This is a genomic window from Candidatus Palauibacter sp., from assembly GCF_965216145.1.
GTDB lineage: Bacteria > Gemmatimonadota > Gemmatimonadetes > Palauibacterales > Palauibacteraceae > Palauibacter.
Window position 1 is genome coordinate 757365 of sequence record NZ_OZ244149.1, and the last position, 26370, is coordinate 783734.

Sequence of the window (26370 nt, forward strand, 5' to 3'; positions counted from 1 at the left end):
GCGTGCGGTGCAAGAGTTGGACGAAGCTGTCCGATTCGGACTGCCCGTCCTGGAGGGTCAGTGAGGCGGGTGGGGCGCAACGAGTTCAAGCAGTTCGACCGCCTGATCCCGCGAGACCGTAGGGTAGTCGTCGAGGAAATCGTCGAGTCGGTCGCCCGCTTCGAGATGCTCCATGAGTATCCGCACTGGAACCCTCGTACCGGAGAACACGGGAGTTCCGCCCAGGATGTCGGGGTTCCTGTCGATAAGCTTGTCCGTCATGATTGCCTCCGCCCGCGCTTCCCGATCACTGCCTGGAGTCTTGGATGTCACCGTTCCTGCCCTTCCCCAAGGTCCCGGGCCCGCCCGTTCGAGATGCTCGGCTCGAGTGCCAACAGTCGGCGATTTCGTCTTCGCTCACGCCGAGCGCCCATCCCGTCTAACGATAGCCCCATCCGCCGGGGCTCCGCATCTCTCTCGGCGCGGCCAGTGCTCGATACCGGATCGTCACAACGCCGAAACGCGGACGCCAGGAAGCGGGGACAGGAGCGCACCTCCGCAGGTCAGCGGACTCAGCACGCGTCCGGTTCGATCGCGGCAGCCCGTTCTCACGGCCTTACGGCAAACGCGGCCGTCGTTTTGGGAATTCGACGCGGTGCCCCGACCGGGCTGCGGAGCGCAGCGGGAGGATTATCTGACTTGGCTGCCCGTGCTACATTCGGGTCCGGCCGGTCCACACCGTACTGACAGAATGCAGGAGAGAAACGAGAAGGTTGGCTTGACGGCGCGGGTGCGTTGGTTGCGGCGGATTTCGGAGGGGCTGGCGCGGCGGAAGCGGCGGCCGGTGGAGGTCTGGACCTGCACGCCGTCGGAGGGCCTCCCCGGTGAGACCGTGAAGGACGGATGCGGGACGCGTCATCGGACACGCGCGACTGCAACGCGCTGCGCCCGACGCTGGACGCGGCGCAGGCGGCGACCCGTCCCCGGACTCCAGCGCGGGGGGCGGGACGCAATCCTCCCGGCCGTCCCGGTGCGCATCGACCGCGATACGCGGCGACGCCTTCCGCCCCCGGCCCACGCCGCGCCGGAGGCAGAGGCGACGGACGAGACGGCGGACGCGCTCGCGGTCATCGCGCGGCGCGCGCGGCAGCAGCGAACGTGCCGGGAGTGCGGCCACGTCCGAGACGGGGCGCCGGGGGGACGGTGTCCGGCCTGCGGGGCCCCCGTGCCCGGATTCGGTGTGGACCGGTGAGGGTGTGGCAGTCAGAAGCGGAAAGCGACGACCGATGCCGGTAGAGGACATCGTCTCACGTCTGAAGCGGTTCGGGGAGGGCGAGATCAAGCGGGAGGACGGCGTCTCCGGCATCGATGTCGAGGACGACGCGCGCCTCCTCGTGAACGACATCGAGCGTTATCCGCACGCGTTCGTGCTGGCCTGCATCGCGGATCGGCAAACGAAGTCCGACATCGCATGGAGTCTTCCACACGCGATCCGCGAGGCCGCCTCGGGGTTCGAGTTCGACACCCTGCGGGGGCTTTCGGAGGACCAGTGGACCTCGGTACTCGCGTCGTCCGGCCACCGGCTGGCCACCGAGATGGTACGACTGCTTCCCGCGGCCATCGGACACATCGGGGACAGGTACGGCGGGGACGCCTCACGTATCTGGGCCAACGGGAGCAGCGGCGCTGCCGTGGCCAGGCGGTTCCTGGCCTTCGACGGCGTTGGCCCGAAGATCGGCAACATGGCCGTGAACATCCTCATTCGCGACTTCGGCATCCGCCTCACGAGGCCCATGCCCGACATTGCGGTCGATACCCACGTCCTGCGCGTGTTTGAGCGGCTGGGCCTTCTCGGCAGGCTCGATCACAGCCAGCTACGCTCGACCCAGGGCAAGCAGCAGCTCCGGCTCCAGCTGCGGGCTCGCGAACTCAACCCGGAGTGGCCCGGGGAACTCGACTGGCCGGCGTGGCATCTCGGGACGAAGTGGTGTCACGCCGGGCGCGCGCCGGAGTGCGACGCGTGCTGCATGAGACCGGTGTGCCCGAGGGACGGAGTCGCTTCGCAATCGACGGTTGGATCGTGAACTTGAGCGCAACGGCACGGTGCGTTCAGCGTGCCTGCGTCGCGAGACGAAGCGGCGTGTTTGTTGTCCTTCATCCCATCGATGTGTCCCGAAAAAGCTATTCCCCTACCATCTCGTACACCACGACGCTCTCCACATCCATTTCGTCCCGCTGGACGCCGAGCACGAGCCCGTGGGCCACGTCCAGGATCCGAAGTTCCGGCGGGCCCTCCACGGTCCCCAGCCACTCTCCGTCGGCGGAAATGACGGTGTAGTGCGACGCGCCTTCGCGCGCAGCGCCCGGGTGCCAGGAAGGCAGCCACACCCGACCCTCCACGTCTCCGAAGGGACTGCTAAACAGCGGCATCGGCCCGCCAATCCTCGCCCGGTACACGACCATATCCTCATCGGTCATGCGATCGATAGCGGCATCCGCAGCGCCGGGATTGGCCATCTGATTGCCCGCGCGGAGTCCGGGCTCGATGCCTTCAAGCAACTCCTCGGTCAAGGGAGCCGCCTCGGCGCGCCAGCGAACGATCTGCGTGACGGTTCCGTCAGGACTACGCCAGGTGACCTCAGGCTTGTCGGAACGCGTGTAGACGAATTAACCGGCGACGCCCGCAACCCCGCCGAATGCACCGATCGGGTCCCACCGCAGCCCCGGCGGAGTTCGCGACGCGAAGTCATAGGATGCCACCGTGTCGAGGGCGCTGGTTTCCATGTCGAACCGGGCCATGTGCCCCGGATGCCACTGCTCTTCGAAACCGGAGCGGAAGCTGCTCGTGGCCATCAGCAGCTGGCCGGATGAACTGATCCCGACGACGCCGATGCCGTAGGCGCTCCGGATATCCACCGTGCGCTCGACCGAACCGCCGGCGAAGACCGAGACCGTCACACGGCCCAGGTTGCGCTCGGCCGCCAGAATCCTGTCATGCCCCAGCGCGTACACAGCCGCGACGTAGCCGACTTCGCCCGGTCCCTCTCCCGGCCCGGCAAGCACCTCATGCGTGGCGCCGTCCGGGCTCAGCACGACCAATTCGCCGTTGAACTCATCCGATATTACGGCGCTCCCGTCCGGGAGGAGGACGCCGGGGTGGATCCCCTGGAAGGTGTAGTCACCCGGGCTGGTGCCGTGGCGATAAAATGGCTGCGCAGGAAACTGGAACGACGCGTTGACGATTGGGGTTCCCACGTACTCGACGATCCGCACGCCCGCGCTGTCCTCTACTTGAACCGAGACGCCGGCGCGCGTGCGGGTATCGTGCTGACAAGCTGCGAGGCTCATGCCCAGCAAGACGATGACCAAAGCGGCGGCATCCCGGTTCTTCTTCACGCGAATTGTCATGACGGTACCACTCAAGGGACGAGTTAAAGTTCGATTTCGGGGATGCACACTAACGATCGCGGAGAAGGGATGCCGAGCCCGGCGGCGCGCAAGCCCGGCCCGCGCTCTCAGCCCAGTACCCGAAGCGCGATCTCCGGGGCTTTGTCCAGAATCCGGAGCAGCGTTCTTGCGGCGCCTGTTGGGCCGCGCTTGCCCTGTTCCCAGTTGCGGATCGTCTCGTGCGATACGTCGATGCGCCGCGCAAACTCCACCTGCGTCAGGCCCATGCGCCTGCGCACCCGGCGCGCAAACTGCACCATGTCCCGCATCGCTTCGGCGTCGTCCTCGCGTTGCTGCGCGATCAGGTCCGCCTCAGTCGTGCTGTCCAGGACCGTGTGGTCGACGCTCCCGTCAAGCAGGCTTCCCGGATCTCCCGCCAACTACGGGACAAACCCTGCGGCCTGAATCCGCACCCGCCTCCGGACGAATAGCCTCCCCCCAGCGCCCGAGAGGCGCTGAGTAGAACAGCACCGGAGGTAATCAGGCGCAGCTCGTAACCGGCCGCACCGTGCGACGCGTCCTTACCGCTCCCCTAGCAACACGCGGCCGACGACACCCCTCGCCGGTCAGCCACCGACCCAACCCACTGCCCACACCCCCTCAACTCCCTGCGTTAAGCTTGCCCCACTACCCCACTCACTGCATCATTTCTCGTTCCGATCAACACGGACTCCTACCTCGAACAGGACACGGTCCCCATGCATTACCCCTTTCGGAATCTGGTGTTTGAGGGCGGCGGCGTTAAGGGGATCGCCTATGCCGGTGCCCTCGAGGTTCTCAACAAAGAAGGCATCCTAGACCACATTTCTCGCGTCGGTGGCACCTCCGCCGGCGCAATCACGGCCACGCTTATCGGACTCGGCTATTCCCCGCGTGACATAAGACGTCTACTGCTCCGATTGAGTTTTCGAACGTTCCTCGACGATAGTTGGGGTGTATTTCGCGACGCCGACCGCTTGTTGCACGACTTCGGATGGTATAAGGGAGAGACCTTCCGCAAATGGATCGGCGATCTGATCGCACGAAAGACAGGCAGCGCGGACAGCACTTTTGCAGATTTGGCGCACAACGATAAATGCAAGGATCTTTATTTCATCGGGACTAACCTCTCCACAGGTCTCGCTGAAGTCTTTTCGTTTGAGCACACGCCGGATCTGCGCGTGGCTGATGCAGTGCGCATTTCTATGTCCATTCCATTTTTCTTTAGAGCTAGACGGAATCAGCACGACGACGTTCTGGTAGATGGCGGTGTGCTTGACAACTATCCGATTAAACTATTTGATCGTAGAACCTACGTCGATGACCCCACACACGTTCGCGAACCGGGATACTACGGTAAGGCCAACGAAGACTTGGATACCCACGAGCACTACGTGTACAATCAGCAAACACTCGGCTTTCGTCTCGATTCCCGGGAACAAATAGCGTTTTTTCGTCATGGGGCAGTTCCACCGAGGCACACAATCGACGACCTGTTCGATTACGCGGGGCGGCTCGTCAAAACGCTCATGACTTTTCAGGAGAATCAACACTTGCACAGTGATGATTGGCACAGAACAGTATACATAAATACACTTGGCGTTGGCACAACGGACTTCGACCTTGGAAAGGACAAGAAGAAGGAGTTGATCGCAGAAGGCAAGAAGGGCACCGAATCCTATTTGTCGTGGTACAACAACGCAGAGGAAGCCGAGAGACCGCACAATCGCCCGGCACGAAATGGGGGGCTCAAAGGAGACGCATCGTCGGCAGGCGAGATTCGCTGATACCCGTAGAGTGAGAGCTGCGACGTGAAAGACAACATGATGAATCCAGTAGAACGTAATGTCCTGAAGGATTACGTATTTCCGCTCGCGGCGGTGGCGCTGTCGGGTATGGGTTTGTTTCTGCACTTCAGTAACAGGATCGACGATGAGGTCGAGACGCTGGAACAGACGCGGATTACGATTGAGCAACACGAGCGTGACATCGACAGGCTGGAAGAACGTATCGAATACCTGGAGCGAAACCGATAGCGCCCGACGCAGTGGAAGCCGGGGTGTACAAGTATCCTAATCACCTGACACCCGGTCCTCGCGGATATCGGGGCTTCAGGCTGCGGTCTTCATCTCCCCGGTGGTTGACTTCTTTCGGATCCCCTTCTTGAAGACCTGGTACGGCGTCCCCGCTTCATATCGGGGCCGTGGCGCGGGCGGTTTCGGTTGTAGGTCTCGACATAGGCGTCCAGATCCTCCTGCATCTCGTCAGACGGACTCGTGCCAGGCGATTCTTCCCTTCACTCTAAGGTGTTCGTCCAGGAGTGTTCGGCGGAGGCCTTCGATGAAGCCGTTCGATTGCGGGCGGGCCACTTGGGTCGTCCGGTGCTTGATCTCCTCGAAATGCCGAAACAGCTCGTAGGGGTGCGGGTCCCCCCGGCCGCAATAGTCCCGGCGGTTATCGCTGAGGATCGTCTGAGCCTTCACGCCGTCCTCCTCGCAGAACGGCCGCGCGTGGTTGTTCAGGATCTGGGTCGCCGTGACGGGCATCTTCGACGGGTACAAGGCAGGCCCACATGTAGCGGCTTACGCTCCCGGTTCTCGGGATCGAACCGCTCCGTGCCTGGATCTGCTCCTCGGTGAGCTCGAAGTCACTCTCCCAGACTGTGTTCCCCAGCCGCAGAAGCCGCTCGTGACGCCTCTTCAGCCCGTGGCGGATCCACACGATTCTGACCCCTCCCCAATTCACCTGAATGCCCCTCAGCATGAGCTCGTCGGTCACCGCGGCGCCGTGTGCGTCGGGTTCCTTGCTGTTAGATCAGACCGTGGGCGACAGCATACGCGAGTCCCTCTTCAGCAATGCTGTACGGTCGTCGAGAAACCGAGCTTTGACGAGGACGTTGAGATGATGCTGTGTTCGACCCTCGTTCTCGCCGATCTTTCTCGCAAGGTCATCGAGGGTTAGAGCATCCTCTGGCATCGCGGCCAGGACAGCGAGGATGTCTTCCTCAGCCTCTTCAAGAAGATCCTGATCGTGCCCGTTATTCTGCGACGTTTCCTCGGCTTGTACCGTAACGTTGATCGCTTCGACCGTCTGCCCGAATCGATCCCAAGCGTATTCGTGATTCCTAGTCAGTTCTTGCGTACCAACGCCGGAAAGTGCGGCTTCGTTGATTGACTCCAACAACTTGCGGACATCGTCCTTCGTAAACTGCGTGCACTGAAACAGTGACAAAGGCAGACCATCGAGGTCCTCAATCGAGACCCCAACTAGCAATGGGCTCACGTTAGACTGGGACGCGATCTTGGCGATCGCGCCCACTTCGAAGTTCACCCAGGGCTCGCGTTCTACGCCGGGGGTGATACTGACGACGCAGTACGATGACTCCTCCAAACGCTTCTCCAACTCCGATGGCCAGCGTTTGCCTTTTGAAATGTCTTCGGACAGCCATGGGGTCGTGAATGGAAGCACAACCGGGAGCCATTCTTGGATGGCCAAGCCCACAGACTTGCTCGCCGGCCCAGACCAGCTGATCAGGATTTCCATGCTACTCCTCGCTGTGTGCGGTCTTGATGGAAGTTAGGGCTACCGATGGTTCCTGGGCCCGTTGGTTTCGCCATGTCACGATTGTGGGCTCGACGACTTGTTTCAAGTACTTCGAGCTGGGAGATCTCCCCCACCACGCCGACCGGCCTGGCGCCGACGGATGGTTGAAAGTCAGGATGTCCACTCGCTTTCCCGAAATACGAGCGACTTCGGGAATCCCGGGACCCTCATAGCGGGGGGTCGGCTTCGATCCAAGTCCGAGCGAACCACCAATCCAGCTTCGGACCCCTTGGCCCTCGGCAACGATGACCGTCGGTTCAAGAATCTCCATGGTCGCGCGGAAGTGTCGAGCGCAGTTCTCCCGCATCAGCGGACTCGAAGCGCCCTTACCCGCCTTGACGCCGTCCGGGGGGTTCTTCAGCGCGGAGCAGAGAAGAGCGTTGACGAGGGCGAAGCCGTCGAAGATATGGGCGGTCGCCGCACCGTCCGTGAAGAGCCGTTCTCCTTCATCATCGGTACCAAGGCGTCTATCGAGCAGCAGTCGCAGGATCGAGGTCGTGCCACGCATGTGGGGATTCCGACCCCTGAACCCCTCGCTGGCGGATCCCTCGATCATCGACGTGCGGCCTTTGAGATCGACCCGGGGGAAAGCCTGTCCGTACTCCTGTCCGACCACGACGACCCGGAGTTCCTGACCGCCCGCCAAGAGGTCATAGTGCTTGCCGACGTGGCTCATCTGGCCTTCGTAGAAGTACGGGGGTGCGCTGGCACGGCAATCCCGGTGGTGTTTGCAGATGAAGCGTTCGGTGTCGAGCAGATTGCGGCGAACGTATTCCTCGAGGTATCGGACTCGCGCCGCAGTGCGCACCGGGTCGGACTTGATCAAGTCAAACTCCATTGATTCGGTAGCGTTCAGCGTGAGAGTTGGTCTACGTGGGCAGCCGTAAAGCCGACTGCAGCAACGCGACTCCGAAGCAGGTTGTGGCTGCGGTGGTCAAGTACCACTCCGAGGATGCCCGTCAGTCACGCGGGTGCTTACGTTTAGGCCTGCGCCGAACTCAACGCCGGAGGTCTGATGTCTCTCTCGGAAGAGAACATGTTCAGCACGCGCCGTTGCGTCGAGGCCGCTTGGGATCGCCTCTGGGCGCGCCCATCTCGCAAGCGGATACAGGAACTCAGGTCCGCCATCGTCGCCGAGCGCGAAGCAACGGATCACTTCATCTACGACGTGCTTCTCCGGGACAGGGGAGGGGCGGCGACGTGAACGGCAGTGCGCGATTCGCGTAAGATGCCGCCGTCAACCTCGGTAGATGATTCCCTTCGGTTTGGGGATACGGCGCGAACGGTGTTGGAGAAGGGGGCTGTCGGGATCTGCGGCGCACAAGCCCGGCCAGCGCTCCTCAGCCCAGTACCCGAAGCGCGGTCTCCGGGGCTTGGTCCAGAATCCGGAGCAACGTTCTGGCGGCGCCTGTGGGGCATCGCTTGCCCTGTTCCCAGTTGCGGATCGTCTCGTGCGATACGTGGATGCACCGCGCAAACTCCACCTGCGTCAGGCCCATGCGCCTGCGCACCCGGCGCGCAAACCGCGCCATGTCCCTCATCGCTTCGGCGTCGTCCTCCCGTTGCTGCGCGATCAGGTCCGCCTCGGTCGTGCTGTCCAGGACCGCGTAGTCGACCCTTCCTTCGGGCAGGCTTCCCGGATCGTCCGGGTCAATCCTCACGCGCGTCGTGCTCATATTCCCGAACCTCCTTCCTGTTTGCTTTCCGGGCCGAAATGATACGGATCGCTGAACCACGCGGCGTGTAGATTAGAACGAACACGCGGCCTCCTATCGCACCGAGCAACCGGTATCGGTCTTCACCGTAGTCCCAGCGCCGATCCCGCCCAACGATCCGATTGGGATCCAAGAATGCGCGCACGGCATAGGCAAAATCGAAGCCGCGCCGTCGGAAGCAGTCATCGCTCTTGGCATCGTCCCACTCGAAATCCATCCGCAACTCATGCGTTGTGTTGTAGGCCATTGGCCTATCGTCGTCAAGTTCGGCCTCCTTCGATGACTCGCGTTCGACCGTCCTCGCCAAGGTGAAGGTTCTAGCTTAGTGGTTCCTCGCTGTTTCAGGTGGGTAGGTTGAAGTTGAGTTTGCCGCACACGAGATAGGCGATGGTGATGAAGTTCTCGGTGGTCCGGTAGCCGCGCGGGCCCTGGCCTTGGCGGCCTGGACGAGCGAGTTGATGCCCTCGATCATGCCGTTGCTGATCCTTGAGCGGAACCAGAGGAGGATGCCGTCCCAGTGCTTCCTGATGGTCTTTCGCCGCGTCGATGACGGGCTGGAGGCCGCTGCCGGCGGCCCAGGAGCACCACTTCTCGAGATAGGTCGCCGCCAGCCGGGGCGGGAGATCCCGGAACGCCTCGAAGCCGAGCTTGATCCGGTAGGCGAGGGCCGTCTTCAGTCCCCGCCGCGACGGATCGAGCAGTTCGCCGAGCCACCGCCGCTGAGAGGCGGTGAGCTTGCCGCGTCTCTTGAGCCACGGGTAGCGGGTGCGGTTCAGCTCGGGACGCTCCTTGCGCTCTTGGCGCCTCACCTCGTCCACCGCCCGGTTCATGAGCCGCTGGACGTGGAAACGGTCAAAGGTGATCCCGGCCTCCGGGAACGCCTCCCGCGCCCCCTTCATGTAGGCCGCGGACATGTCCATGCAGAGGTCCCGGATCTGCCCGGCGTGCCCCCCGTGCGCCTCGAGGTCCTCCCGGAAGCGGTGCACGACCGGAGCATCGCGCCCCGGCGTGGCGTACAGAAGCCGCGAACGGTCCAGATCCGCGAACAGCGTGATGTGGTCGTGGCCCCGCCGGCACGCCGTCTCGTCCACGGCCACCGCGCGCACGCCGGAGAAGTCCGCCTCCGCCCGGGCCTCCCCCACGCGGCGCTTCAGCAGCCGCCACAGCCGCGTGTCGTGCTCGCCCACCAAGCCGGGCCACCGCCCGCACCGGCATCTCCCGCGCCAGCGCCACCACCAGCGCCTCGAACCACAGCGTGAAGCCGCTGCCGGGCTCCGACCACGGCACCTTCGCCTGCTTCACGCCGCACGCCGGACACCTCACCCGCGGCACCCGGGCGTGCAGGTAGGCGCGGTGCTGGAAGAAGTCCAGGTGACGCCAGCGCTTCGGGCTCGCGTCGTGCGCCTTGCAGCCCCCCCGCCCGCACGAGGGGCAGTCGAACGTCCCGCCCGCCTCGAAGTCCAAGTGCAGGTCCAGGCGGCGCTCGGCCGCGTCGAACTCCGTCCGCTCCACTCGCCACGGCCACTCCAGACCCAGCGCCCGCTCGAACAGTCCCCTCTCCGCCATGCCGCCGTCCCGCCCGGCCGCTCCGCGTCCCCCCACTGCCCCGGCCGGCCCGGGAGACCACCGGGCACGTCACGGGCCCGCTCGAGCACCGGCGGCCACCGCCGCCGACCCCGCCACTCTACCACCCTCATCCACCCCCAACAGCGAGGAGCCAGCTTAGTTCGGATCCCACAGCCCGACTTGGCGAGGGTCGTCCACGTCCAAACCGCCGAAGGCTTTGCCCCGGAGGCTGACGGCGCCCCGACAATTCTTGCATACCTGCCGCCCGTCCACCGTATCGGTGACGGTGTAGCGATGAGGATTCTTGATCCCGCCCGTTGAATACTGCCGACACGCCGCATCGCTGCCCGTCCATATGTGCGCGATTCGCCCGCGAATACGAACCAGATAGCCCGGCGTCGCCCGCGTGTAGCCGCCGCGCGCGGATCGCCCTTCCTCGATCTCTTGAACCGTCGGGATGTATCTCTTCCCGTCATCGGTCCACTTACCCATGGCCGATGCTCCCTTCTCGAAGCGGTGGGATGGCAGATCGCGGTGCAGCGACTTGTAGCGATCCCATCCAGCACCTTGGTCGCGGAGCGATGTCGATCGCTTCCGGGCTGGTCGCCATCGCGGCCCTTTGCCGTTTGGCCATATTATCCGCCATGCGTACAACCAGCCCTCACCAGTCGTGCTCACAAACCCCCGCCGCACGGGGCCGTCGAGCTATTCCCCAGTTTCTTGCGAAGACTGCGTTCCGGTGCCGCTGACTCCTGAACAGCAAGCCCGCGAGAAGATCGACGGGCAGCTTGAAGCGTGCGGATGGGTGGTTCAGGACTTCTCCTCCATGAACATCCATGCGGGACGCGGTGTGGCTGTCCGGGAGTTTCCGCTGAAGTGGACGGAGGGTGCCAAGATCCGGTCCGGGTTCGCCGACTACCTGCTCTACGCCGACGGTTGGGCCGTTGGGGTCGTCGAGGCGAAGCCCGCCGGGCACACTCTCGAAGGGGTTGTCGGCCAGTCGAAACGCTACACCGAGGGGCTCGACGAGCAGGTGCCCGCGCGGTACCGCCCCCTTCCCTTCGCCCACGAGTCCACCGGCGAGGTGACCCAGTTCACCAACGGTCTCGACCCTCACCCGCGCAGCCGCGAGATCTTTACGTTCCACCGTCCCGAGGAGTTGCTGCGGCTACAGGATCTGGGATCGGCACAGCTGCGCGGGTTGCTCCGGAAGATGCCGGAACTGCCTGAGGGCAAACTCTGGCCCGTCCAGCACGAAGCCATCGTGAAGCTGGAGCGGTCGCTCGCGGATGCGCGGCAGCGCGCCCTCATCCAGATGGCCACCGGAAGTGGCAAGACCTTCACCGCGGTTTCGGCCTGCCACCGGCTGATCCGGTACGCGAAGGCCAAACGCATCCTCTTCCTGGTCGACCGCAACAACCTCGGACGCCAAACTCTGAACGAGTTCCAGCAGTTCAGGGGTCCCTCCTCCGCCTACACTTTCGCTGAGGAGTTCGTCGTCCAGCACCTGCACGGCAACTCCATTGATCCGGCCAGCAAGGTCGTCATCACGACCATCCAACGCCTCTACTCGATCCTGAAGGGAGATCCCGACTACGACTCTGCCAACGAGGACGAGTCGCTCTTCGAGTCCGCCCAACCAGCCAGCAACGAGCCCGTCCCGGTCGAGTACACCCCCGACCTGCCGCCTGAGACGTTCGACTTCATCGTCATCGACGAGTGCCATCGCTCGATCTACAACGTCTGGCGGCAGGTGGTCGAGTACTTCGACGCTTTCCTGGTCGGGCTGACCGCGACCCCAAGTACCCACACCATCGGCTTTTTTGAGCACAACGTCGTGCAGGACTATTCGCACACGAAGGCCGTGGCAGATGGGGTCAACGTCGGCTACGACATCTACCGCATCAAGACGAGGATTTCGGAGGAGGGTGGCGGATTGGCCGCGGAAGCGGGGCGCTATGTGCCCAGGCGCGACCGCCGTACCCGCAAGACAACACTCGCGGAGCTGGAGGACGACCTCACCTACACCGCGACCCAACTCGACCGCGACGTGGTCGCCCCCGATCAGATCCGGCTTGTCGTGCGCACCTTTCGCGACCACCTGTTCACGGAGATCTTCCCGGGCCGCACCGAAGTTCCCAAGACCCTCGTCTTCGCCAAGCAGGACAGCCACGCGGACGACATCGTGAAGATCATCAAGGAGGAGTTCGGCAAGGGCAACGACTTCTGTCAGAAGATCACATCGAAGACGACTGGTGCCTCGCCCGAGGACCTGCTGAGCAGCTTCCGCAACTCGTATAACCCGCGCATCGCGGTCACCGTAGACATGATTGCGACCGGTACCGACGTGAAGCCGCTCGAATGCCTCCTCTTCATGCGCAACGTCAACTCGGCGGGATACTTCGAGCAGATGAAGGGGCGCGGGGTGCGCGTCATCGACCGCGACGACCTTCAGAGCGTCACCCCGGACGCGACGGACAAGACGCACTTCGTGATCGTCGATGCGGTCGGCGTGTGCGAGCGCGACAAGACCGTATCGCCTCCGCTGGAGCGCAAGCCTTCGGTCAGCACGGAGAAGCTGCTTCAGAGGGTGGCGATGGGGATCGTCGACGCGGACCTGGTGTCGACTCTGGCATCGCGCCTGGCGAGGCTCGGCCGACAGGTGGACGAGGGACAGGCGTCGCGGATCGCACGCGAATCGGACGGAAAGAGTCTGGCGGGGTTGACCGGTCACCTTCTGGAAAGCATCGACCCGCAAGCAACACACGAGGCGGCGCTCGCGAAGCATGGGCTGCCCGAAGACGGTGAGCCAACCGCAGAACAATTGGACGCGGTGGAGCGCGAGCGCATGGCCGAGGCACTCAAGCCGTTCAGCCAGCCGGGACTCAGGCGGGCGATCGTCGAGATCGCGCAGAGCCTCTACCAGATCATCGACGAGGCGGCCATCGACGTGCTGATCGACTTCGGGCATAGCGAGGCGGCGGTCCAGAGCGCACGATCAAAGCTGGACGACTTCCAGCGGTTCCTCGATGAGAACAAGGATGACATCGAGGCGCTCCGGATCTTGTACAGCCGCCCTTACCGCGCGGGGCTCCGGTATCGTCACGTGAAGGAACTGCGGGATGCGCTACGCAACCCACCGGTCGGACTTCACGACCCCGCCAACGGACTGTGGCGGCTCTACGAAGCGCTGGAGCCGGAGCGTGTGCAGGGCCGGGGCGGCAGCGCACTCGTCGATCTCGTTGCGATCGTGAAGCACGCGATCGGTCCGGAGGCTACACTCGTGCCCGTGGCTGATCGGGTGGAGGCGCGATACCAGGCGTGGCTGGAAGAGAAGGCGCGCGGGGGCCAAGAGTTCACAACAGAGCAGCGGCGCTGGCTGGATGCGATCAAGGACCATATCGCTTCCAGCCTAGCGATCGAGCAGGAGGACTTCGAAGACGTGCCGTTCAACCAGTGGGGTGGGCTCGGTGGCGTTTACCGGGCGTTCGGCAAGGATCTCGACGCGGTGCTGGCCGAGTTGAATGAGAGGTTGGCCGCGTGAGTGCGGTGCCGGAAGGGTGGGTGGAGGCGAAGTTGGGGGAGGTGTGGTGCGAGTCTCGCGCACGAGTCCGGCCCCATACAATCGCTCCGACTAGCTACATCGGGCTTGAACATGTCGAGGGCGGTACGAATCGGATTGCGGCCAAGGCGTTTTCGGATGATGTCAAGAGTGCGGTTGCGGTTTTCTCCCAAGGCGATGTCCTCTATGGCCGCCTCCGCCCTTACCTTAACAAGGTGATTCGACCCGCATTTGCCGGGGTAGCCTCGACTGAGTTTCTCGTATTCCAGGAGACCCCTGCGCTTGCCAACGCGCTCCTCATGCACTTGCTGTCCTCAAGCGATCTGGTCGCGTACGCAACTGTTCACTCGGCCGGTGTCAATCTGCCTCGAATCTCCGCTGAGCGGCTTGCCGTGTATCGCTTCCCCCTCGCCCCTCTCGCCGAACAGCACCGCATCGTCTCCAGAATCGAGTCCCTCTTCGGCAGACTAAGTGAGGGGGTCGGCGCACTCAGGCGTGCTCAGGCCAACCTAGACCGCTACCGGGCGTCCGTCCTCAGGGCGGCGGTCGAGGGCACCCTGACCGAACAATGGAGGAAGGACAACGCGCCCGAGGAAAGCGGTGACTTGTTGCTGGCGAGGATCAGCACGGCAGCTGATAGGTTTGGACCACCCTTTGGCCGAAGTCATGCCGACTTGCCGGACGGATGGGCGAGTGCCCCCCTAGCAAAGTTGATTCGAGAGCCCTTGAGAAACGGCAAGTCGGCTAAGGCCTCAAGTGACGGGCAGGGGGTGCGTACGTTAACTCTCTCGGCCGTAACGGAGGGAGACTTTTCGGAGCGCAACACGAAGGTGACGACTGTCGCTCCTAGTAAGGTGAGCAGCCTGTGGCTCAAGGCTGGAGACATCTTCGTCGAGAGATCCAACACACCCGAATTAGTGGGTCTCGCTCGCATGTATTGTGGCCCAGCGGACTACGCTATATTCCCCGACCTGCTGATACGAGTTCGCTGTGATCACCGGATTTCGGCAGCATTCGTAGAACTCTGTCTACAATCGCCTGAAGCCCGTTCGTATTTTCGCAGGCGAGCAAGGGGGAGTTCTGGAAGCATGCCCAAGATCAATCAAACAACTGTCGCTGAGTTGGCGTTACCTCTCCCTCCTCGAGCTGAACAAGACGAGATTGTGGTACGTTGCCGTAGCCTCTTGGCGGAGGCGGAGGGGCTTCAAAGCGCACTAGCGATGGCTAGTCGGAGGGCCGCATCGCTCCGCCAGGCCATTCTCACGCGCGCCTTCGAGGGCCGTCTGGTCCGACACGACCCCAACGACGAGCCCGCTTCCGCGCTCCTTGAGCCTAAGCCCACGAAACCGAACCGCAACCCAGAGAATCGTGTCTCCTGATGCCGACCAATCACACCCAGCAGATCGTCAACAAGGCGTGGAGCTTCGCCCACGTCCTCCGCGACGACGGCCTGTCCTACATGGCCTACACCGAGCAGATCACTTTTCTGCTGTTCCTGAAGATGGCCCACGAACTGACCCAGCCGCCGTGGAGCCGTAGTCCTATTGTGCCGGAGGGACTCGATTGGCCTAGCCTGCTCGCGCGTGACGGTGAGGAGATGGAGACGCACTACCGACGGATCCTGAGGGATCTTCCCAAACATGGAGGGATGCTGGGCGAGATCTTCAAGAAGGCCAGGCAGGAGATCCAGAATCCGGCGACCCTCAAGCGCTTGATCGTGGACTTGATCGACCCCGAGGACTGGATGTCGATGGACGCCGACGTGAAGGGCGACATCTACGAGGGCCTGCTCGCCAAGTCCGCCCAAGAATCGCCGAAGGGAGCGGGCCAGTACTTCACGCCACGCGTGTTGATCAAGGCCATCGTGGATGTCATGCAGCCGAGGCCGGAAGACACCGTATGCGACCCCGCCTGCGGCACTGGCGGATTCCTCCTCGCCGCGCATGACCATGTCATCCGCGAGCACGGAAGCACACTGGATCCCGACCAGAAGCGTCACCTGCGGGAGGGCTTCGTGCGAGGAGGAGAGCTCGTTCCCGCGACCGCCCGGCTCTGCATCATGAACCTCTACCTGCACGGGATCAGCGCGGATCGGCTCCCCATCCAATCCGGTGTCGACAGTCTTGCCAATGATCCCGGCGACCGCTTCTCCATGGTGCTCACGAACCCCCCCTTCGGCAAGAAGAGCAGCTTCAAGATCGTGAATGAGGAGGGCGATCTGGAGACGGAGTCCCACGCATACGAGCGGCAGGACTTCTGGACCAGCACTAAGAACAAGCAGCTGAACTTCCTCCAGCATGTGAAGACGCTGCTCAGGATGCACGGCTCCTGCGCCATCGTCGTGCCGGACAACGTCCTGTTCGAAGACGGCGCGGGCGAGACCGTGCGGCGCAATCTCCTTCAGCAATTCGATGTCCACACGCTGCTGCGACTTCCTACCGGGATCTTCTACAAGCAGGGAGTCAGGGCGAACGTCCTGTTCTTCGACGCCAAGCCCGCGCGAGAGGAGCCGTGGACCGATCGGCTCTGGGTCTACGACCTCCGCACCAACAAGCACTTCACCCTCAAGATGAAGCCGCTCCGGCGGGCCGACCTCGACGACTTCGTCGCCTGCTATCGATCGGGCGAGCGCCACAAGAGGAAGGCGACGTGGATTCCGGAGAACGAAGGCGGTCGCTGGAGGGCATTCGAGTACGATGATTTGGCCAAGCGCGACAAGCTAAATCTGGACCTGCTGTGGCTCAGAGACAGCGGTCTGGAGGACAGCGACAACTTGCCGGAGCCGGAAGTACTAGCTGCTGAGATCGCGGACGACCTGCACGCTGCGCTGGAAGCGTTCCAGGCCCTTACCCGGGAACTTGAGTCGTCAGGAGGGATAGCAAGATGATAAGTCCAGCTTCGAGGACCGTGTTTGCGCCCTCCGGGCTCGGTTGAAGCCGCTTCGCGAACGCACTGTCACGCCTCCTGACCACGCCCCGGGCTGTCACTCAATTTGAGAGATCGAAGTTGATATGGACACCTCACAGAGATTCAGAGTTCGAATCGATCGACTGCTCGCGAAGGGTAGTGCTGTTCTCGGAACACATTCGCCGGATCCCCCCGGTGTTATCGGTTTCCCAACGTTGGATCACGGAGCCTTTACTGAGTGGCGCGCACAGTCCCTGTCGCTCTTGACGAACCTCCTTGGCACCGACCACGTATACGTTGCCAGCTTTGAGCAAGAAGTTGACCGCAGTTATACCAGCAGCGTGGAAGCCGGCATCGGGATCCTGAAAGCCGTATCCGAGGATCTCGAAGACGGATTCCTCACCGACGTGCTGACGCTCGTATCGGCCGAGGTATTCACGGATTTCCTTGCCATGGCCGGACACCTCCTTGAGTGCGAATACAAGGATCCCGCAGCCTCGCTTTGCGGGGCGGTGCTGGAAGAAGGCCTCCGCCGAGTAGCCACCAACCGGGGTGTCCAGGTCCGAGAGCGAGATGATCTCAGTACCCTGAATCAGAAACTCGCGGCCAAGAGCATCTACACGAGGCTTGTCCAAAAGCGGTTAGCGGTGTGGACCGATGTCCGAAACGCGGCGGATCATGGCAAGTTCTCCGAGTACTCGAAGGCGGATGTCGCCGACATGCACGCGGGGGTGTCGTCGTTTCTCGCACGGCACTTGACTTGAGATAGGCTGCGTTTGGACCTCCTGAGGCTCAGGGAGAGAGCCTGGAGGACGCGAGTACACTCTAGGATCGGTCGTCGGCAATCCGGCCTCAGCTACAGGAACTGTACACCGAAAGGCCCCAGATGTACGGAAACCTCGTCCAGGTGAGCGAAGATCTCACCGCGAGAGCCACTTGGCGACGCATTCCCGTTGCATCCACGGGAGACGAGGGCCGTCTGCAGGGAGTCCTGTTCCGGCACGCGGACATCCTGCCGCTCGGTGGGATCGACCCAGCTTACATCGATCCGGTTCCGGTCTGCATGGAACTCGCCACGCGGGCGGGGTCCGCCGACGCGTTGTACCTGACGCCGACCGGGAGGATCGTTCTTGCCGAGTTCAAGCTCTGGAGGAACCCGGGCGCGCGCAGGGAGGTGATCGGGCAGATCCTCGACTACGCTCGTATACTCGCGTCGTGGGACTACGACGACCTGGAACGAGCGGTTAGGAACCGCACCAAGCGGTCGCCATTTGACATCGTTTCCGAAGCGCACGGCGGCGTGCAAGAGCAGGATTTCGTCGATAACGTCTCCCGCCGGCTCAGGCGCGGCGAGTTCCTGCTCCTGATCATCGGCGACGGGATCCGGGAGGACGTCGAGGACATCGTCTCTTACGTGCAGGAGCACAGCGGGCTCCGCTTCAATCTTGCGCTCGTCGAGGCTGCCGTCTTTCGTCGTGCGGACGAAGAAGATCTGATCATCCAGCCGCGTGTCCTGGCACGGACCGAACTCATCCCCCGCACGGTTCTCATTCGCAAGACGATGCTTAAGGAGACCGACGACCACCCGATTGAAGAGCATGAACCATCCCCGATTGAGGACGAGAACGAGCGATTCTGGAGGGCGGTGCTGAAAGACTTCGCCTTTGACGATCCTGAGCCCGAGGTGCCCGAACCTTCAAGAGGCGCAAGCGTCTGGGTGAAGCTCGAAGGATCGGGGCACGGAGGGTGGGGCATCTCGTTCGGCGCTTTCCTCAATCGCAACCAATCCAGTATCGGAACCTACTTGACGTCGCGGGCGGGCTTTCCGGAAGAGCGGCGAGTCTTTGATGAGATGGTCAGCGCGCTGAGCAGTGGTGAGGAACCGGCGAGCTCGCTCGACGGATGGAAGCGCTGGTCCAATTCCACTGGACAGCCGCGCATAGGTTTCAATCGCAGCACGGAGTTCGTTGACGGGACGGCGATCCGCGATTTTGACGAAGCCGTCGAGTGGATGCGTGAACACTTCAATCGCCTCGTGAGCACGCTGCACCCGGAGTGCCGACGCAGGCTGCACACGAAGCGCTAGCAGGCCGTGGAAGAAGTGGTCGCCGGCGTGGCCGACTGTGGAAGCGGAAAGTGGCGGATGATTTGGGTGTTGTTATGCAAAAGGCGACCCGGGGGGCGGTGAAAGCCGCGATTTGCGCCCGGGAGGCCGAGAATGCGCCCGATTCGGCCAAGAAAGGCGGCAAAGTCGCGTGCGGAGGCGTCCGAGAGGGCCGCGGCCGCTGCCGCGAGGCCCTGCAGGCCGCGCGGGGTGCCGAAGCCGAAGCGGCTGCGCATCAGCAGCGAGAGGTTGAAGGCGGCGGCGTGAACGAGCATCCGTTTTCGGATCTCCTCCTGCCCGCGGACGTGAACGCGGCGCAACCCTCCGGTCACGAGGAGGTGGGCGAAGGTGCGCTCCAGCTTCTCTCCGCGTTCGCGCTGCAGCCGCTTCCCCCGCTCGCCCCGGTTGCGGCGGCGGTTGCCGTACACGGCCTTCTGCGCGTCCCGCTTGCCCTTCCACTTCCGGCGGCCCCGGTTCGGCTCGCTCACGTAGCTCCGCAGTCCCCGCTCCTTCACGCCCGTCATGGTCGCGTTCGAGTGGTAGCCCTTGTCGGCCACCACTTCCCTCGGCTCCGCACCCACTTCCGCCAGCCGCCGCTCCGTCTCGTCCAGCGTCACCGGCAGCGACGCGCAGTCGCCGCCGTCCATCGTCTGCACCGTCACGGCGACCACCGCGCCGGTCTCCATGTCGACCGCCTGCTCGAGCTTGTGCGCCAAGCGGGTGCGGCCGTCCTTCATCTTCGTGATCCGCGCCTCCGGGTCGTGCGGATGCTTCCAGTCCTTGTTCGACCCCTTCCCCGGACGCTTGCGGTCCAGCTTCGCAAGGTCGGCCCGCGTCGGCGTCTCGATCCCGGACGCCCGCGCCAGCTGCTCGAGCCACGCGTCGTACTCCGTCTCGTCGTCACGCCGCACGATCGCGCGCAGCGCCGCGTTCGCCTCCAGCGTCGTCGAGTCCACCCCCACCGTCTTGCCCCGCAGCAGCCCCGACTCCCGCAGCACCTCCAGCACCCAGCCGAACACCGCGCCGTGGGCCTCCAGGCTCAGCCGCTTGCGCGTCTTCGACAGCGTGGAATGCTCCGGCGGCGTCTTCGCCAGACCGTAGCCCAGAAACTCCCGCAGCGAGATCGAGTCCCGGCAACGCCACGCGATGCCCCGTTCCGAGCCGATCCCCTCCAGGTATCCCACCATCAGCATCCGGAAGTACACGCCCGGAGGAAGGCCCGGCCGGCCCATCCGCGCCGCGTAGAACTCCCTGCACGCCTCCTCGGCGAACTCGTCGAAGCCGCTCTTGCGCAGAAGCTTGTCCAAAGCCGCGTAGAACGGGTGGTCCAGCGCCCGCACCGCGCTCGCCGCAATGAACAGCTCCTCCTGTCGCTCACCCGGCATCCTGCCCACCGCCATCGCCAACCTCCCGTGACCGCCCAGTTGCCTCTTGTCCCGCCCACAATCTAACCATCAACACCGGCGCGGGACATCGCGACTTTTTCCACGGCCTGCTAGCGCTAGCTGTAGATGCCAAGGACGTTGTCCGCCCGATGGCCATCGACGGCTGGCTCGTGTTCCTTGCCCGTTGGCTCCTTTCGGCGCGCTGGCGGACGGAGTACGAACCGGAGGCTTTCGCCGCCGGGATCGCGGCAGCACTTCCGGTGGACGGCACGCCGCTCAGGGGCGGCGACGACTAGGCCTAAAACAAGCGAGTAGCGCTGGCGAGGCGTCATTATGACGTTGGGCCGCGGATTATGGGCCGAAGAGTGTGCCGGGAAGCCGGTTTTGGGTGGCGCCGGGGCGGGGATGCGGGGTTTTTCGCTCGTCGGGCGGGGCTTTGGGGGGCGTGATTTGGCGGCGGGAGACACCGGTCCCCGCGGATCCGGGTGGAGGCGTGGGACGAGCGGGAGAACCGGGGGCGGCGTCAGCCGAAGCCGGTCCTCTCGATCGTGCGCCAGACGCTGAACAGCCGGTCGGTGGCCGGCCGCCAGCCGATGATCCTGAGCGTGGTGCGCCGCGACCGGCGGATGACCTGGCAGGGCACGAGGATCATCTCGCGGACGAAGCGCCTGAACTCCATGGCGACGTACTTCCGGCGGCCGGCCTTCAGGTGCATCATCATGGCCAGGAAGCTCTTGAGGTTCCACGCCAGCGCCGCCATCACCATGTAGGCCCAGTTGCTCACCAGGTCGTACACGGGCACCCGCAGCGCGTTCACCCCGTTCTTGAGCTGCTCGATCACGTTCTCCTGGTCGCAGCGCGCGTTGGCCAGCCGGACGACCTCCGCCGCGCTCAGGTCCCGCCGGGTGGTGACGTAAAAGAAGTGGCGGATCTCGTCCACCAGGCACAGCTCGCCCTTCATTTTGCTGATGTTCTTGCGCACGACCACCATCCGGTACGTCTTGCGGCACTTCCCCGGCCGGTAGTCGTACTCGGCCACGTCCTCGTGGTTCAGCCGCTTGTTGACGTAGCCGCGCTCGCGCACGATCCGCCCCTTCTCGTCGGGCCGCTTGCTCCGCGCCTTCCCCGTCCGGGACGTGTGGCGCGGCTTGCGCTTCAGAGGCTTCCAGTCCTCCTCCTCCAGCGCCTCGGCCCGCTCGATGATCGCCGGCTGGGCGTCATGGCCGAAGACGAAGTCCGCCTTCTCGCTCCAGCGGTCGAAGTTGACGGTCAGCGAGAAGTCCGTGTCCCCGCGCACGCACACCCTGGGAACATGCGGCGAGACAAGGTCGATCGCCTTGTCGATCCACGCCGCCGCGCCCTGGTGGCTCACCGCGTTGCCCGGCCGGTTCACCAGGTAGAGCACCTCGCCCGTGTTGGCCAGCGACACGACCAGCGGGTGGTAGCCCCACACCCCCTTGTAGGACATGTCCATGCCCGCCTTCTTCCGGCCCAGCGTGGGCGCCAGCGTCCCGTCCACGTCCACGTAGGCCACCGGCCCCAGCAGATCCCGGCCCCGGCCCCGCCACAACCGCGGCCTGACCGAGTTGATGCACTCCATCAACTCGATCACGTCGGACTCGGAGAAGCGCCGCGTGAAGTCGCCCGCCGCCGTCGGACTCGGGATCAGTTCCGCGCCCAGCGCGTCCATGTAGGCCGCGTCGTGGCGCGGGCCGTCCAGATCCTCCAGGCGCGCGCCCCCGCACAGCAGGTTGTAGGCGATGTTCAGCACGTGGTCGGACTCGTGGTACGGCAGGTGCCGCTTCAGAAGCTCCAGGTGCCGGTCGATCTCCCGCGCCAGCTCCAGCTTCGACACCAGGCGCCGCACCGCGCCGATGCCGCCGAAGCTCATCGCGCTCGTCCGCGCCCCGATCTCGTAGTGGAGCCCGCCCGCCCCGAACACCGGCTTGGGCCGACAGCCCCGCCGCCTCGCCCGCGCGTGCCGCGCCCGAACCTTCCGCTTCCGCCGGGCACTGTTCCCGCGGCTCTGGCCGTGCGATATTCTCTTCACCGGAAAGGCCTCCTGGTTGGGACCGGGCGTCCATCGCCCGAATCCGCTAACTACAATCAGGACAGGTCTTTCCGGTATTCTTTAACAGGGGCCCGCGACGAATCACGCTTGTCTTGGGACTAGGTGCGCCAGAGTATGCTGCTGAGGAGTCGGGAGGAAGCCATGTTGAAGCTCATCTGGGCATGGTCGCCTCTGGATGATCCGGGAGGGGTGCGAATACCTCATGCAGGCGATCTTCGGGGAGTGAGGGAGAGGAGAGTTCGATGAGGAAGCTGTGTCTGGTTGCGGCAGTGTTGCTCGCGGGCGCGGTGCCGGTGAGTGGTCAAGTCGGAGAGGTGGCCTTCCAAGGCCGCCCACTCGCGATCATCAACGGGTCGGGGGGACACGGCAAGGTAGACGAGGACGCTTCCGTCGAAGCTAGCGTTGTAATCATGGAGATCGACGAGCGGTATTACTGGGCGACGCGGGAGATGAAGCCGATGCTACGGAGCCCAAGCGGTCTGTTCACGACCTACCACGCCCTTGACGGGTCGGGGTACGTGCGCGTCGGACCCCCGGAGTTCCTGCCCGAGTTGGAGAGCGTACCGGAGCTTCAAATGGACGACGAGCTAGACCCGGATCAACCCTTCCAGTTCGGGTACATTGAGCACCTCGTCATGTTCCTCACCCCGATCACGTACGTCGGAACAGGCACGGAGGGGCCGGCCTTCTAGCCGAGCAACGCCCTCCCGAACAAGCTGGTTCTCGCGGGGCCGCATGGGCCGCGACCGCTGCGCGGTCAGCGAGGGGCGTTGGGAGGAACGGCATGTTGCCCGGGCCGAGGCGCCCGGATTTGGCTACGACCGCCTTCGGCGGCCCGCCTAATCCGGGGGGCGGCTGGGAAGGCCAAGCAAACTTAACAGTCCACCCAGCCAAAATGCCCAAGCGGACCTAGTGTCATGTCACACATCAAACGTCGGATAGAGGCGCTTGAGCTTGACACGTGCGTCGTCCGTGGTGAATTGCCAGTTGACCTTGGCTTGGATTCGGTCTCTGGCCGCCTGCCAGGCGGCGACTTCGGCGCGTAGGGTGTCGATGGAGTCGATGCGGCGATTGAGGCATTGGCGGATCATGACGTTGAGTTCGACCTCGGCGACATTCAGCCAACTGCCGTGCTTGGGGGTATGGACGAACTCGAAGCGATCCCAAAGCGCCTTGGCCTCGGCGGGTTCGAAGGTTTCGTAGAGCGCGCCGGGGCGGTGCGTGTTGAGGTTGTCCATCACCAGCGTGATTCGGGTGGCGTCGGGGTACTGCGCGGCGATGTCGCGCGGGAAGCGGGCCCAGTCGGTTTTGGTCCTGCGCTCGGTCACCTTGGTCTGGCGCCGGCCGGCCAGTGGTTCGGTGGCCATGAACACGTTGCAGGTGCCGAGGCGCCGGTACTCGTAGTCTTCGCGGGCCGCCCGTCCCGGTGCCGGCGGGACGGGCGTGCGCGTCTCGCCGATCAGCTGGCGCGGCGTCTCGTCCATGCACACCACCGGTAAGTTCGCATCGTACGGACGCCGGTAGACGTCGAGCACCCGCTCCATCCCCGCTGCGAAGTCGGCATTGCGCCGCGGCGGGATCACCCAGCCGACGCGCCGCCACGGTTTGATGGCGTTTTTTTTAGCACCCGCCGCACCGTCTCGTGCGAGACGCTGTCGATATAGCCAAGTTCCACCGCGCGGTCCGCCAACAGGCGCAGCGACCACTGCGCGCGCCCCTCGGGCGGATCGCCGCAACTGAGCGCGACCAGCCGCGCCTCGAATTCGCCGTCCGCCTTGCGAAGGTATTTCGCGCGACGACCCTGCCGGCCCCCAAGCGCCGCATCCAGACCGTCCTCCACAAACCGCTTCTTGACCCGGTCCACCCTGCGCGCGCTGATCCGCAACACCCCGGCGATCGCCCCGCCGGTCGTGCGCCGCTCGTTGAACTCGCCCTCGTCGCAATTGAGCAGAACCAGCGCGTTGATCACCTTCCGCGAACGATGTGAACCCTTGCGTGTCATCGCCGCCAACGCCTCGCGCTCCCCCGCTTCCAACTCCACCAAATACCGTTTCATGCCAGCCTCCTCGCCATTGTGGACCGGCAAGAAGTCTATCACGATCCTTACGACATATCACGTGTGACATGACACTAGTTGCGACGGGCTACAAGGCGTGCGACCTCAATCGCTGTCGCGCACGAGGGACGCGTCCGAAGTGATGACGAACCGGAAGGACGGCCGCGGCTCACGCGGTATTTCGTCCCTGGTGTCGGGATCGATACACACCGGGCCGCCGATGGTCGTGCGGAGTTCAAGTAGTGCTTCGATTCTTGGGACATCGTCGGCCGCTGCTTCGACTCGGAATACGTACGCCTCGCCCTCTGGAAGTAACCTTCCTCGTGCTCCCCGGCGGTCTCGAGCGTACTGGAATATTCCCTCTCGGTGCACGATAGCCATCGCGAGGTCAAAACGCGCACTACCATCGAGCGTTACGGAGTCTCGCTGCGGCGGGCTATCAAAGTGTACTGGGCCTTCCTGAGGCAACACGCCTACATCCCCGACGGGTTCTTTATCGGCAGGCTCTCGCGCTGGTCGATACACGTCGACCACGGCGACGCGGAGGTTATGGATGCGCGTCGGCGACTCGTTCACCACCTCGACAACAGCTCGCACTTTGTCCTCAGACTCCGCAACAGCCGGGACGATGCGAAAGCGCGGCCGGAGGGTCTCGTAGGCTCGCTTGGCCTTCAGCACCTCCGTTCGCCAGAGGAGGAATCCTGCAGTCGCAACCATCACGAGCAGGAAGAAGGCGATCGCCGCCGTCAGTGGCCAGCGAATCGTCGGCGCGAGGAAGACGGCCAACCCCCCACCCAATGAAACGACGACCGACATGGCCCTCATGGGCCAGACAACCCAGCTTTGCCCACTCGACCAGAGTGCACGGGCGAAGGACCAGAGGGTTGGTTTGGCTGGGGGCCGATGGGCCGGCGGCGCGTTGAGCTCTCTCATGCGGTACGTTACCGCCTCCGCCGCAGCCACGGCGAGGTCCGCGGATCTTGGACTGCCAGCGCCCGCCCGAGGGCCCTCGACCGCGCGCCCGGTTGCGGCTTACTCCGACGAAACACCTAGCGCTCTTTGTGGATCCAAAACACTGGGGACGAAGAAGCTCGGCTGAGCATATGCTTACCGCCAGCTGTATAGGCTGATACGATGCTCCTCCATGAGCGAGAAACGCATGCGTCGTCGCTGGTGGTGGCTGTTGTGGCTGCCGGGGATCGCACTGGACGTGATAGGGCTGGCCGGCGTTCCCGGCGACCTCCGTACTTTGCGAGAGATCTTTAGCACCGTCGATGCCGATACGCTGCGTTGGTCGATCTTCACCGCCGGGATGGTTCTCACGCTAACGCCTCCCGCACTCTGGCTTAGGGACCGCTGGAAGGAGCGCCGCGCCCGGACGCTACCGCCTCGGCCATCGGTGGCGCCCGTTGTGCGAAGGAGCCCCCAACCAGCCGCCCCCCTCCGTGCCTCAGATTCACGCGCCGAACCGCAGGCGTCACCCAGGGAGATCCCCGCGTCGGCGGTCGAGGCCGCGCGAATCGTTCTCGAGTCGTCCGTGGTCGAGCTGATCGCGAAACTCTCCGAGCCCGACGAGCCTCCTGGAACGATCCGATCCTCACTGCCGAACCCTCAAGAGCAGGAACAGCTTGCCGCGCGCAAGGTCGCCATCGCCGAGAGACTGATCTGCGATTTTGAGGGAGAACACCCAGATGGCGACAGCAAGACGCTCAAGAAGTGGCTGGCCGCCAAGCACTACGAGGTCGCGACAAAGGGAGTCCCAAAGTGAGGACGGCATGATGAGACCGGTGTTCCACTGCACGTGCGGGGCGATAAGGGTAGAAACACGAAGAAGCGGAGGGACGGGTCGCTCCCGTATCCGCTTCTTGCGTGGAGGTCAGATCGTTCGCGGTCCTGGCCAGGCGCTGGTGGTGCGTTAGCCACCGCTCTTCACTGCGGTCTCCGTTCGCTGTCATCTGCCTGCGTCGAGCAGCGTAGCATCCGGGTTGGGGTCGAT

Annotated in this window: 26 protein-coding genes and 1 pseudogene; 12 read left to right on the forward strand and 15 right to left on the reverse strand. The window is 63.9% G+C overall.

All coding sequences use genetic code 11. From position 1 onward, the window contains the following. Positions 1–57 precede the first annotated feature (57 nt). The gene (locus ACOOHF_RS03320) at positions 58–261 is read right to left on the reverse strand and encodes a DUF433 domain-containing protein (RefSeq protein WP_420449040.1); all 204 of its coding nucleotides are present in this window, start codon (positions 259–261) and stop codon (positions 58–60) included. A 496-nt stretch (positions 262–757) separates the two neighbouring features. Between ACOOHF_RS03320 and ACOOHF_RS03325 the strand changes: the two genes are divergently transcribed. Together ACOOHF_RS03325 and ACOOHF_RS03330 are read left to right on the forward strand one after the other, a co-directional pair. After that, complete coding sequence (locus tag ACOOHF_RS03325) at positions 758–1231, forward strand: hypothetical protein (RefSeq protein WP_420463360.1); 474 nt, start codon at positions 758–760, stop codon at positions 1229–1231. Between the two features lie 34 nt (positions 1232–1265). After that, the gene (locus ACOOHF_RS03330; protein WP_420463361.1) at positions 1266–2063 is read left to right on the forward strand and encodes an iron-sulfur cluster loop; all 798 of its coding nucleotides are present in this window, start codon (positions 1266–1268) and stop codon (positions 2061–2063) included. A gap of 97 nt (positions 2064–2160) precedes the next feature. On the opposite strand, the gene ACOOHF_RS03335 is transcribed toward ACOOHF_RS03330, so the two are convergent. The 3 genes from ACOOHF_RS03335 to ACOOHF_RS03345 form a co-directional block, all read right to left on the reverse strand. Then, a complete protein-coding gene (locus ACOOHF_RS03335) occupies positions 2161–2550 on the reverse strand; it encodes a hypothetical protein (protein ID WP_420463362.1) in 390 nt (129 codons plus the stop codon). A 96-nt stretch (positions 2551–2646) separates the two neighbouring features. Beyond that, complete coding sequence (locus ACOOHF_RS03340) at positions 2647–3375, reverse strand: hypothetical protein (protein ID WP_420463363.1); 729 nt, start codon at positions 3373–3375, stop codon at positions 2647–2649. Positions 3376–3494: 119 nt separating this feature from the next. Further along, entirely contained in the window at positions 3495–3806 is a 312-nt protein-coding gene (locus ACOOHF_RS03345; protein WP_420463364.1) for a helix-turn-helix domain-containing protein, read from the reverse strand. A 318-nt stretch (positions 3807–4124) separates the two neighbouring features. Here ACOOHF_RS03345 and ACOOHF_RS03350 point away from each other — a divergent pair, with 318 nt between their 5' ends. Both ACOOHF_RS03350 and ACOOHF_RS03355 read left to right on the forward strand, forming a co-directional pair. Next, positions 4125–5192 carry a patatin-like phospholipase family protein gene (locus tag ACOOHF_RS03350; RefSeq protein WP_420463365.1) on the forward strand — a complete coding sequence of 356 codons (1068 nt, stop codon included), beginning with the start codon at positions 4125–4127 and terminating at the stop codon, positions 5190–5192. 24 nt (positions 5193–5216) lie between these two features. Then, positions 5217–5441 carry a hypothetical protein gene (locus tag ACOOHF_RS03355; protein ID WP_420463366.1) on the forward strand — a complete coding sequence of 75 codons (225 nt, stop codon included), beginning with the start codon at positions 5217–5219 and terminating at the stop codon, positions 5439–5441. A gap of 228 nt (positions 5442–5669) precedes the next feature. On the opposite strand, the gene ACOOHF_RS03360 is transcribed toward ACOOHF_RS03355, so the two are convergent. The 3 genes from ACOOHF_RS03360 to ACOOHF_RS03370 all read right to left on the reverse strand — a co-directional run bounded on the left by ACOOHF_RS03360 (position 5670) and on the right by ACOOHF_RS03370 (position 7684). Beyond that, entirely contained in the window at positions 5670–5966 is a 297-nt protein-coding gene (locus ACOOHF_RS03360; RefSeq protein ID WP_420463367.1) for a hypothetical protein, read from the reverse strand. A gap of 253 nt (positions 5967–6219) precedes the next feature. After that, positions 6220–6948, reverse strand: a complete 729-nt coding sequence (locus ACOOHF_RS03365) for a TIR domain-containing protein (RefSeq protein WP_420463368.1) — start codon at positions 6946–6948, stop codon at positions 6220–6222. 1 nt (position 6949) lies between these two features. After that, positions 6950–7684: a hypothetical protein gene (locus tag ACOOHF_RS03370; RefSeq protein ID WP_420463369.1), complete on the reverse strand. Its 735-nt coding sequence runs from the start codon at positions 7682–7684 to the stop codon at positions 6950–6952. 339 nt (positions 7685–8023) lie between these two features. Here ACOOHF_RS03370 and ACOOHF_RS03375 point away from each other — a divergent pair, with 339 nt between their 5' ends. Further along, positions 8024–8212, forward strand: a complete 189-nt coding sequence (locus ACOOHF_RS03375; RefSeq protein ID WP_420463370.1) for a hypothetical protein — start codon at positions 8024–8026, stop codon at positions 8210–8212. 136 nt (positions 8213–8348) lie between these two features. Here ACOOHF_RS03375 and ACOOHF_RS03380 read toward each other — a convergent pair whose 3' ends face one another. The 4 genes and pseudogenes from ACOOHF_RS03380 to ACOOHF_RS03395 form a co-directional block, all read right to left on the reverse strand. Beyond that, positions 8349–8684, reverse strand: a complete 336-nt coding sequence (locus ACOOHF_RS03380) for a helix-turn-helix domain-containing protein (RefSeq protein ID WP_420463371.1) — start codon at positions 8682–8684, stop codon at positions 8349–8351. Then, positions 8659–8940, reverse strand: a complete 282-nt coding sequence (locus ACOOHF_RS03385; RefSeq protein ID WP_420464326.1) for a BrnT family toxin — start codon at positions 8938–8940, stop codon at positions 8659–8661. The genes ACOOHF_RS03380 and ACOOHF_RS03385 overlap by 26 nt, the downstream gene beginning before the upstream one ends. A 124-nt stretch (positions 8941–9064) precedes the next feature. After that, positions 9065–10289, reverse strand: a pseudogene (locus ACOOHF_RS03390) (ISL3 family transposase). Positions 10290–10445: 156 nt separating this feature from the next. Further along, a complete protein-coding gene (locus ACOOHF_RS03395) occupies positions 10446–10781 on the reverse strand; it encodes a hypothetical protein (protein ID WP_420463372.1) in 336 nt (111 codons plus the stop codon). A 247-nt stretch (positions 10782–11028) separates the two neighbouring features. On the opposite strand from ACOOHF_RS03395, the gene ACOOHF_RS03400 reads away from it, so the two are divergent. The 4 genes from ACOOHF_RS03400 (at position 11029) to ACOOHF_RS03415 (ending at position 18844) form a co-directional block, all read left to right on the forward strand. Beyond that, positions 11029–13833, forward strand: a complete 2805-nt coding sequence (locus tag ACOOHF_RS03400; protein ID WP_420463373.1) for a DEAD/DEAH box helicase family protein — start codon at positions 11029–11031, stop codon at positions 13831–13833. 1396 nt (positions 13834–15229) lie between these two features. Next, positions 15230–16738 (forward strand): N-6 DNA methylase, encoded by a 1509-nt coding sequence (locus ACOOHF_RS03405; RefSeq protein ID WP_420463374.1) that lies wholly within the window; start codon positions 15230–15232, stop codon positions 16736–16738. Positions 16739–16862: 124 nt separating this feature from the next. Then, entirely contained in the window at positions 16863–17522 is a 660-nt protein-coding gene (locus tag ACOOHF_RS03410; protein ID WP_420463375.1) for a hypothetical protein, read from the forward strand. Positions 17523–17821: 299 nt separating this feature from the next. Next, positions 17822–18844: a hypothetical protein gene (locus ACOOHF_RS03415; RefSeq protein WP_420463376.1), complete on the forward strand. Its 1023-nt coding sequence runs from the start codon at positions 17822–17824 to the stop codon at positions 18842–18844. Here ACOOHF_RS03415 and ACOOHF_RS03420 read toward each other — a convergent pair. Beyond that, positions 18841–20262, reverse strand: a complete 1422-nt coding sequence (locus ACOOHF_RS03420; RefSeq protein WP_420463377.1) for a transposase — start codon at positions 20260–20262, stop codon at positions 18841–18843. The two genes, ACOOHF_RS03415 and ACOOHF_RS03420, sit on opposite strands and share 4 nt — an antisense overlap. Positions 20263–20396: 134 nt before the next feature. Here ACOOHF_RS03420 and ACOOHF_RS03425 point away from each other — a divergent pair, with 134 nt between their 5' ends. Continuing rightward, positions 20397–20543: a hypothetical protein gene (locus tag ACOOHF_RS03425; RefSeq protein ID WP_420463378.1), complete on the forward strand. Its 147-nt coding sequence runs from the start codon at positions 20397–20399 to the stop codon at positions 20541–20543. Between the two features lie 227 nt (positions 20544–20770). Here the strand turns inward: ACOOHF_RS03425 and ACOOHF_RS03430 are convergent, their stop codons facing one another. Further along, positions 20771–22297 (reverse strand): IS1380 family transposase, encoded by a 1527-nt coding sequence (locus ACOOHF_RS03430; RefSeq protein WP_420463379.1) that lies wholly within the window; start codon positions 22295–22297, stop codon positions 20771–20773. A gap of 263 nt (positions 22298–22560) precedes the next feature. Between ACOOHF_RS03430 and ACOOHF_RS03435 the strand changes: the two genes are divergently transcribed. Continuing rightward, positions 22561–23010, forward strand: coding sequence for a hypothetical protein (locus ACOOHF_RS03435; protein ID WP_420463380.1), 450 nt, complete (start codon positions 22561–22563; stop codon positions 23008–23010). 228 nt (positions 23011–23238) lie between these two features. Here the strand turns inward: ACOOHF_RS03435 and ACOOHF_RS03440 are convergent. Both ACOOHF_RS03440 and ACOOHF_RS03445 read right to left on the reverse strand, forming a co-directional pair. Further along, positions 23239–24374, reverse strand: a protein-coding gene (locus tag ACOOHF_RS03440; RefSeq protein WP_420463381.1) for an IS630 family transposase whose coding sequence is annotated in 2 segments (ribosomal slippage) — positions 23239–23942 and positions 23942–24374 — 1137 coding nt in all. Because the reading frame shifts where the segments join, the coding sequence is not laid out codon by codon here. A gap of 105 nt (positions 24375–24479) precedes the next feature. Then, positions 24480–25160 carry a hypothetical protein gene (locus tag ACOOHF_RS03445; RefSeq protein ID WP_420463382.1) on the reverse strand — a complete coding sequence of 227 codons (681 nt, stop codon included), beginning with the start codon at positions 25158–25160 and terminating at the stop codon, positions 24480–24482. A 358-nt stretch (positions 25161–25518) separates the two neighbouring features. Between ACOOHF_RS03445 and ACOOHF_RS03450 the strand changes: the two genes are divergently transcribed. After that, the gene (locus tag ACOOHF_RS03450) at positions 25519–26142 is read left to right on the forward strand and encodes a hypothetical protein (RefSeq protein WP_420463383.1); all 624 of its coding nucleotides are present in this window, start codon (positions 25519–25521) and stop codon (positions 26140–26142) included. Positions 26143–26370 lie beyond the last annotated feature (228 nt).

What these genes read in the sequence shown, in the direction of transcription:
- ACOOHF_RS03410 (WP_420463375.1), top strand. Translation starts at nt 16,863, where the DNA reads ATGGACACCTCACAGAGATTCAGAGTTCGAATCGATCGACTGCTCGCG.
- ACOOHF_RS03385 (WP_420464326.1), bottom strand. Translation starts at nt 8,940, where the DNA reads ATGGATTTCGAGTGGGACGATGCCAAGAGCGATGACTGCTTCCGACGG.
- ACOOHF_RS03420 (WP_420463377.1), bottom strand. Translation starts at nt 20,262, where the DNA reads ATGGCGGTGGGCAGGATGCCGGGTGAGCGACAGGAGGAGCTGTTCATT.
- ACOOHF_RS03435 (WP_420463380.1), top strand. Translation starts at nt 22,561, where the DNA reads ATGAGGAAGCTGTGTCTGGTTGCGGCAGTGTTGCTCGCGGGCGCGGTG.
- ACOOHF_RS03425 (WP_420463378.1), top strand. Translation starts at nt 20,397, where the DNA reads ATGGCCATCGACGGCTGGCTCGTGTTCCTTGCCCGTTGGCTCCTTTCG.
- ACOOHF_RS03380 (WP_420463371.1), bottom strand. Translation starts at nt 8,684, where the DNA reads ATGAGCACGACGCGCGTGAGGATTGACCCGGACGATCCGGGAAGCCTG.
- ACOOHF_RS03375 (WP_420463370.1), top strand. Translation starts at nt 8,024, where the DNA reads ATGTCTCTCTCGGAAGAGAACATGTTCAGCACGCGCCGTTGCGTCGAG.
- ACOOHF_RS03320 (WP_420449040.1), bottom strand. Translation starts at nt 261, where the DNA reads ATGACGGACAAGCTTATCGACAGGAACCCCGACATCCTGGGCGGAACT.
- ACOOHF_RS03365 (WP_420463368.1), bottom strand. Translation starts at nt 6,948, where the DNA reads ATGGAAATCCTGATCAGCTGGTCTGGGCCGGCGAGCAAGTCTGTGGGC.
- ACOOHF_RS03415 (WP_420463376.1), top strand. Translation starts at nt 17,822, where the DNA reads ATGGAACTCGCCACGCGGGCGGGGTCCGCCGACGCGTTGTACCTGACG.
- ACOOHF_RS03370 (WP_420463369.1), bottom strand. Translation starts at nt 7,684, where the DNA reads ATGAGCCACGTCGGCAAGCACTATGACCTCTTGGCGGGCGGTCAGGAA.
- ACOOHF_RS03350 (WP_420463365.1), top strand. Translation starts at nt 4,125, where the DNA reads ATGCATTACCCCTTTCGGAATCTGGTGTTTGAGGGCGGCGGCGTTAAG.
- ACOOHF_RS03405 (WP_420463374.1), top strand. Translation starts at nt 15,230, where the DNA reads ATGCCGACCAATCACACCCAGCAGATCGTCAACAAGGCGTGGAGCTTC.
- ACOOHF_RS03450 (WP_420463383.1), top strand. Translation starts at nt 25,519, where the DNA reads ATGAGCGAGAAACGCATGCGTCGTCGCTGGTGGTGGCTGTTGTGGCTG.
- ACOOHF_RS03330 (WP_420463361.1), top strand. Translation starts at nt 1,266, where the DNA reads ATGCCGGTAGAGGACATCGTCTCACGTCTGAAGCGGTTCGGGGAGGGC.
- ACOOHF_RS03395 (WP_420463372.1), bottom strand. Translation starts at nt 10,781, where the DNA reads ATGGGTAAGTGGACCGATGACGGGAAGAGATACATCCCGACGGTTCAA.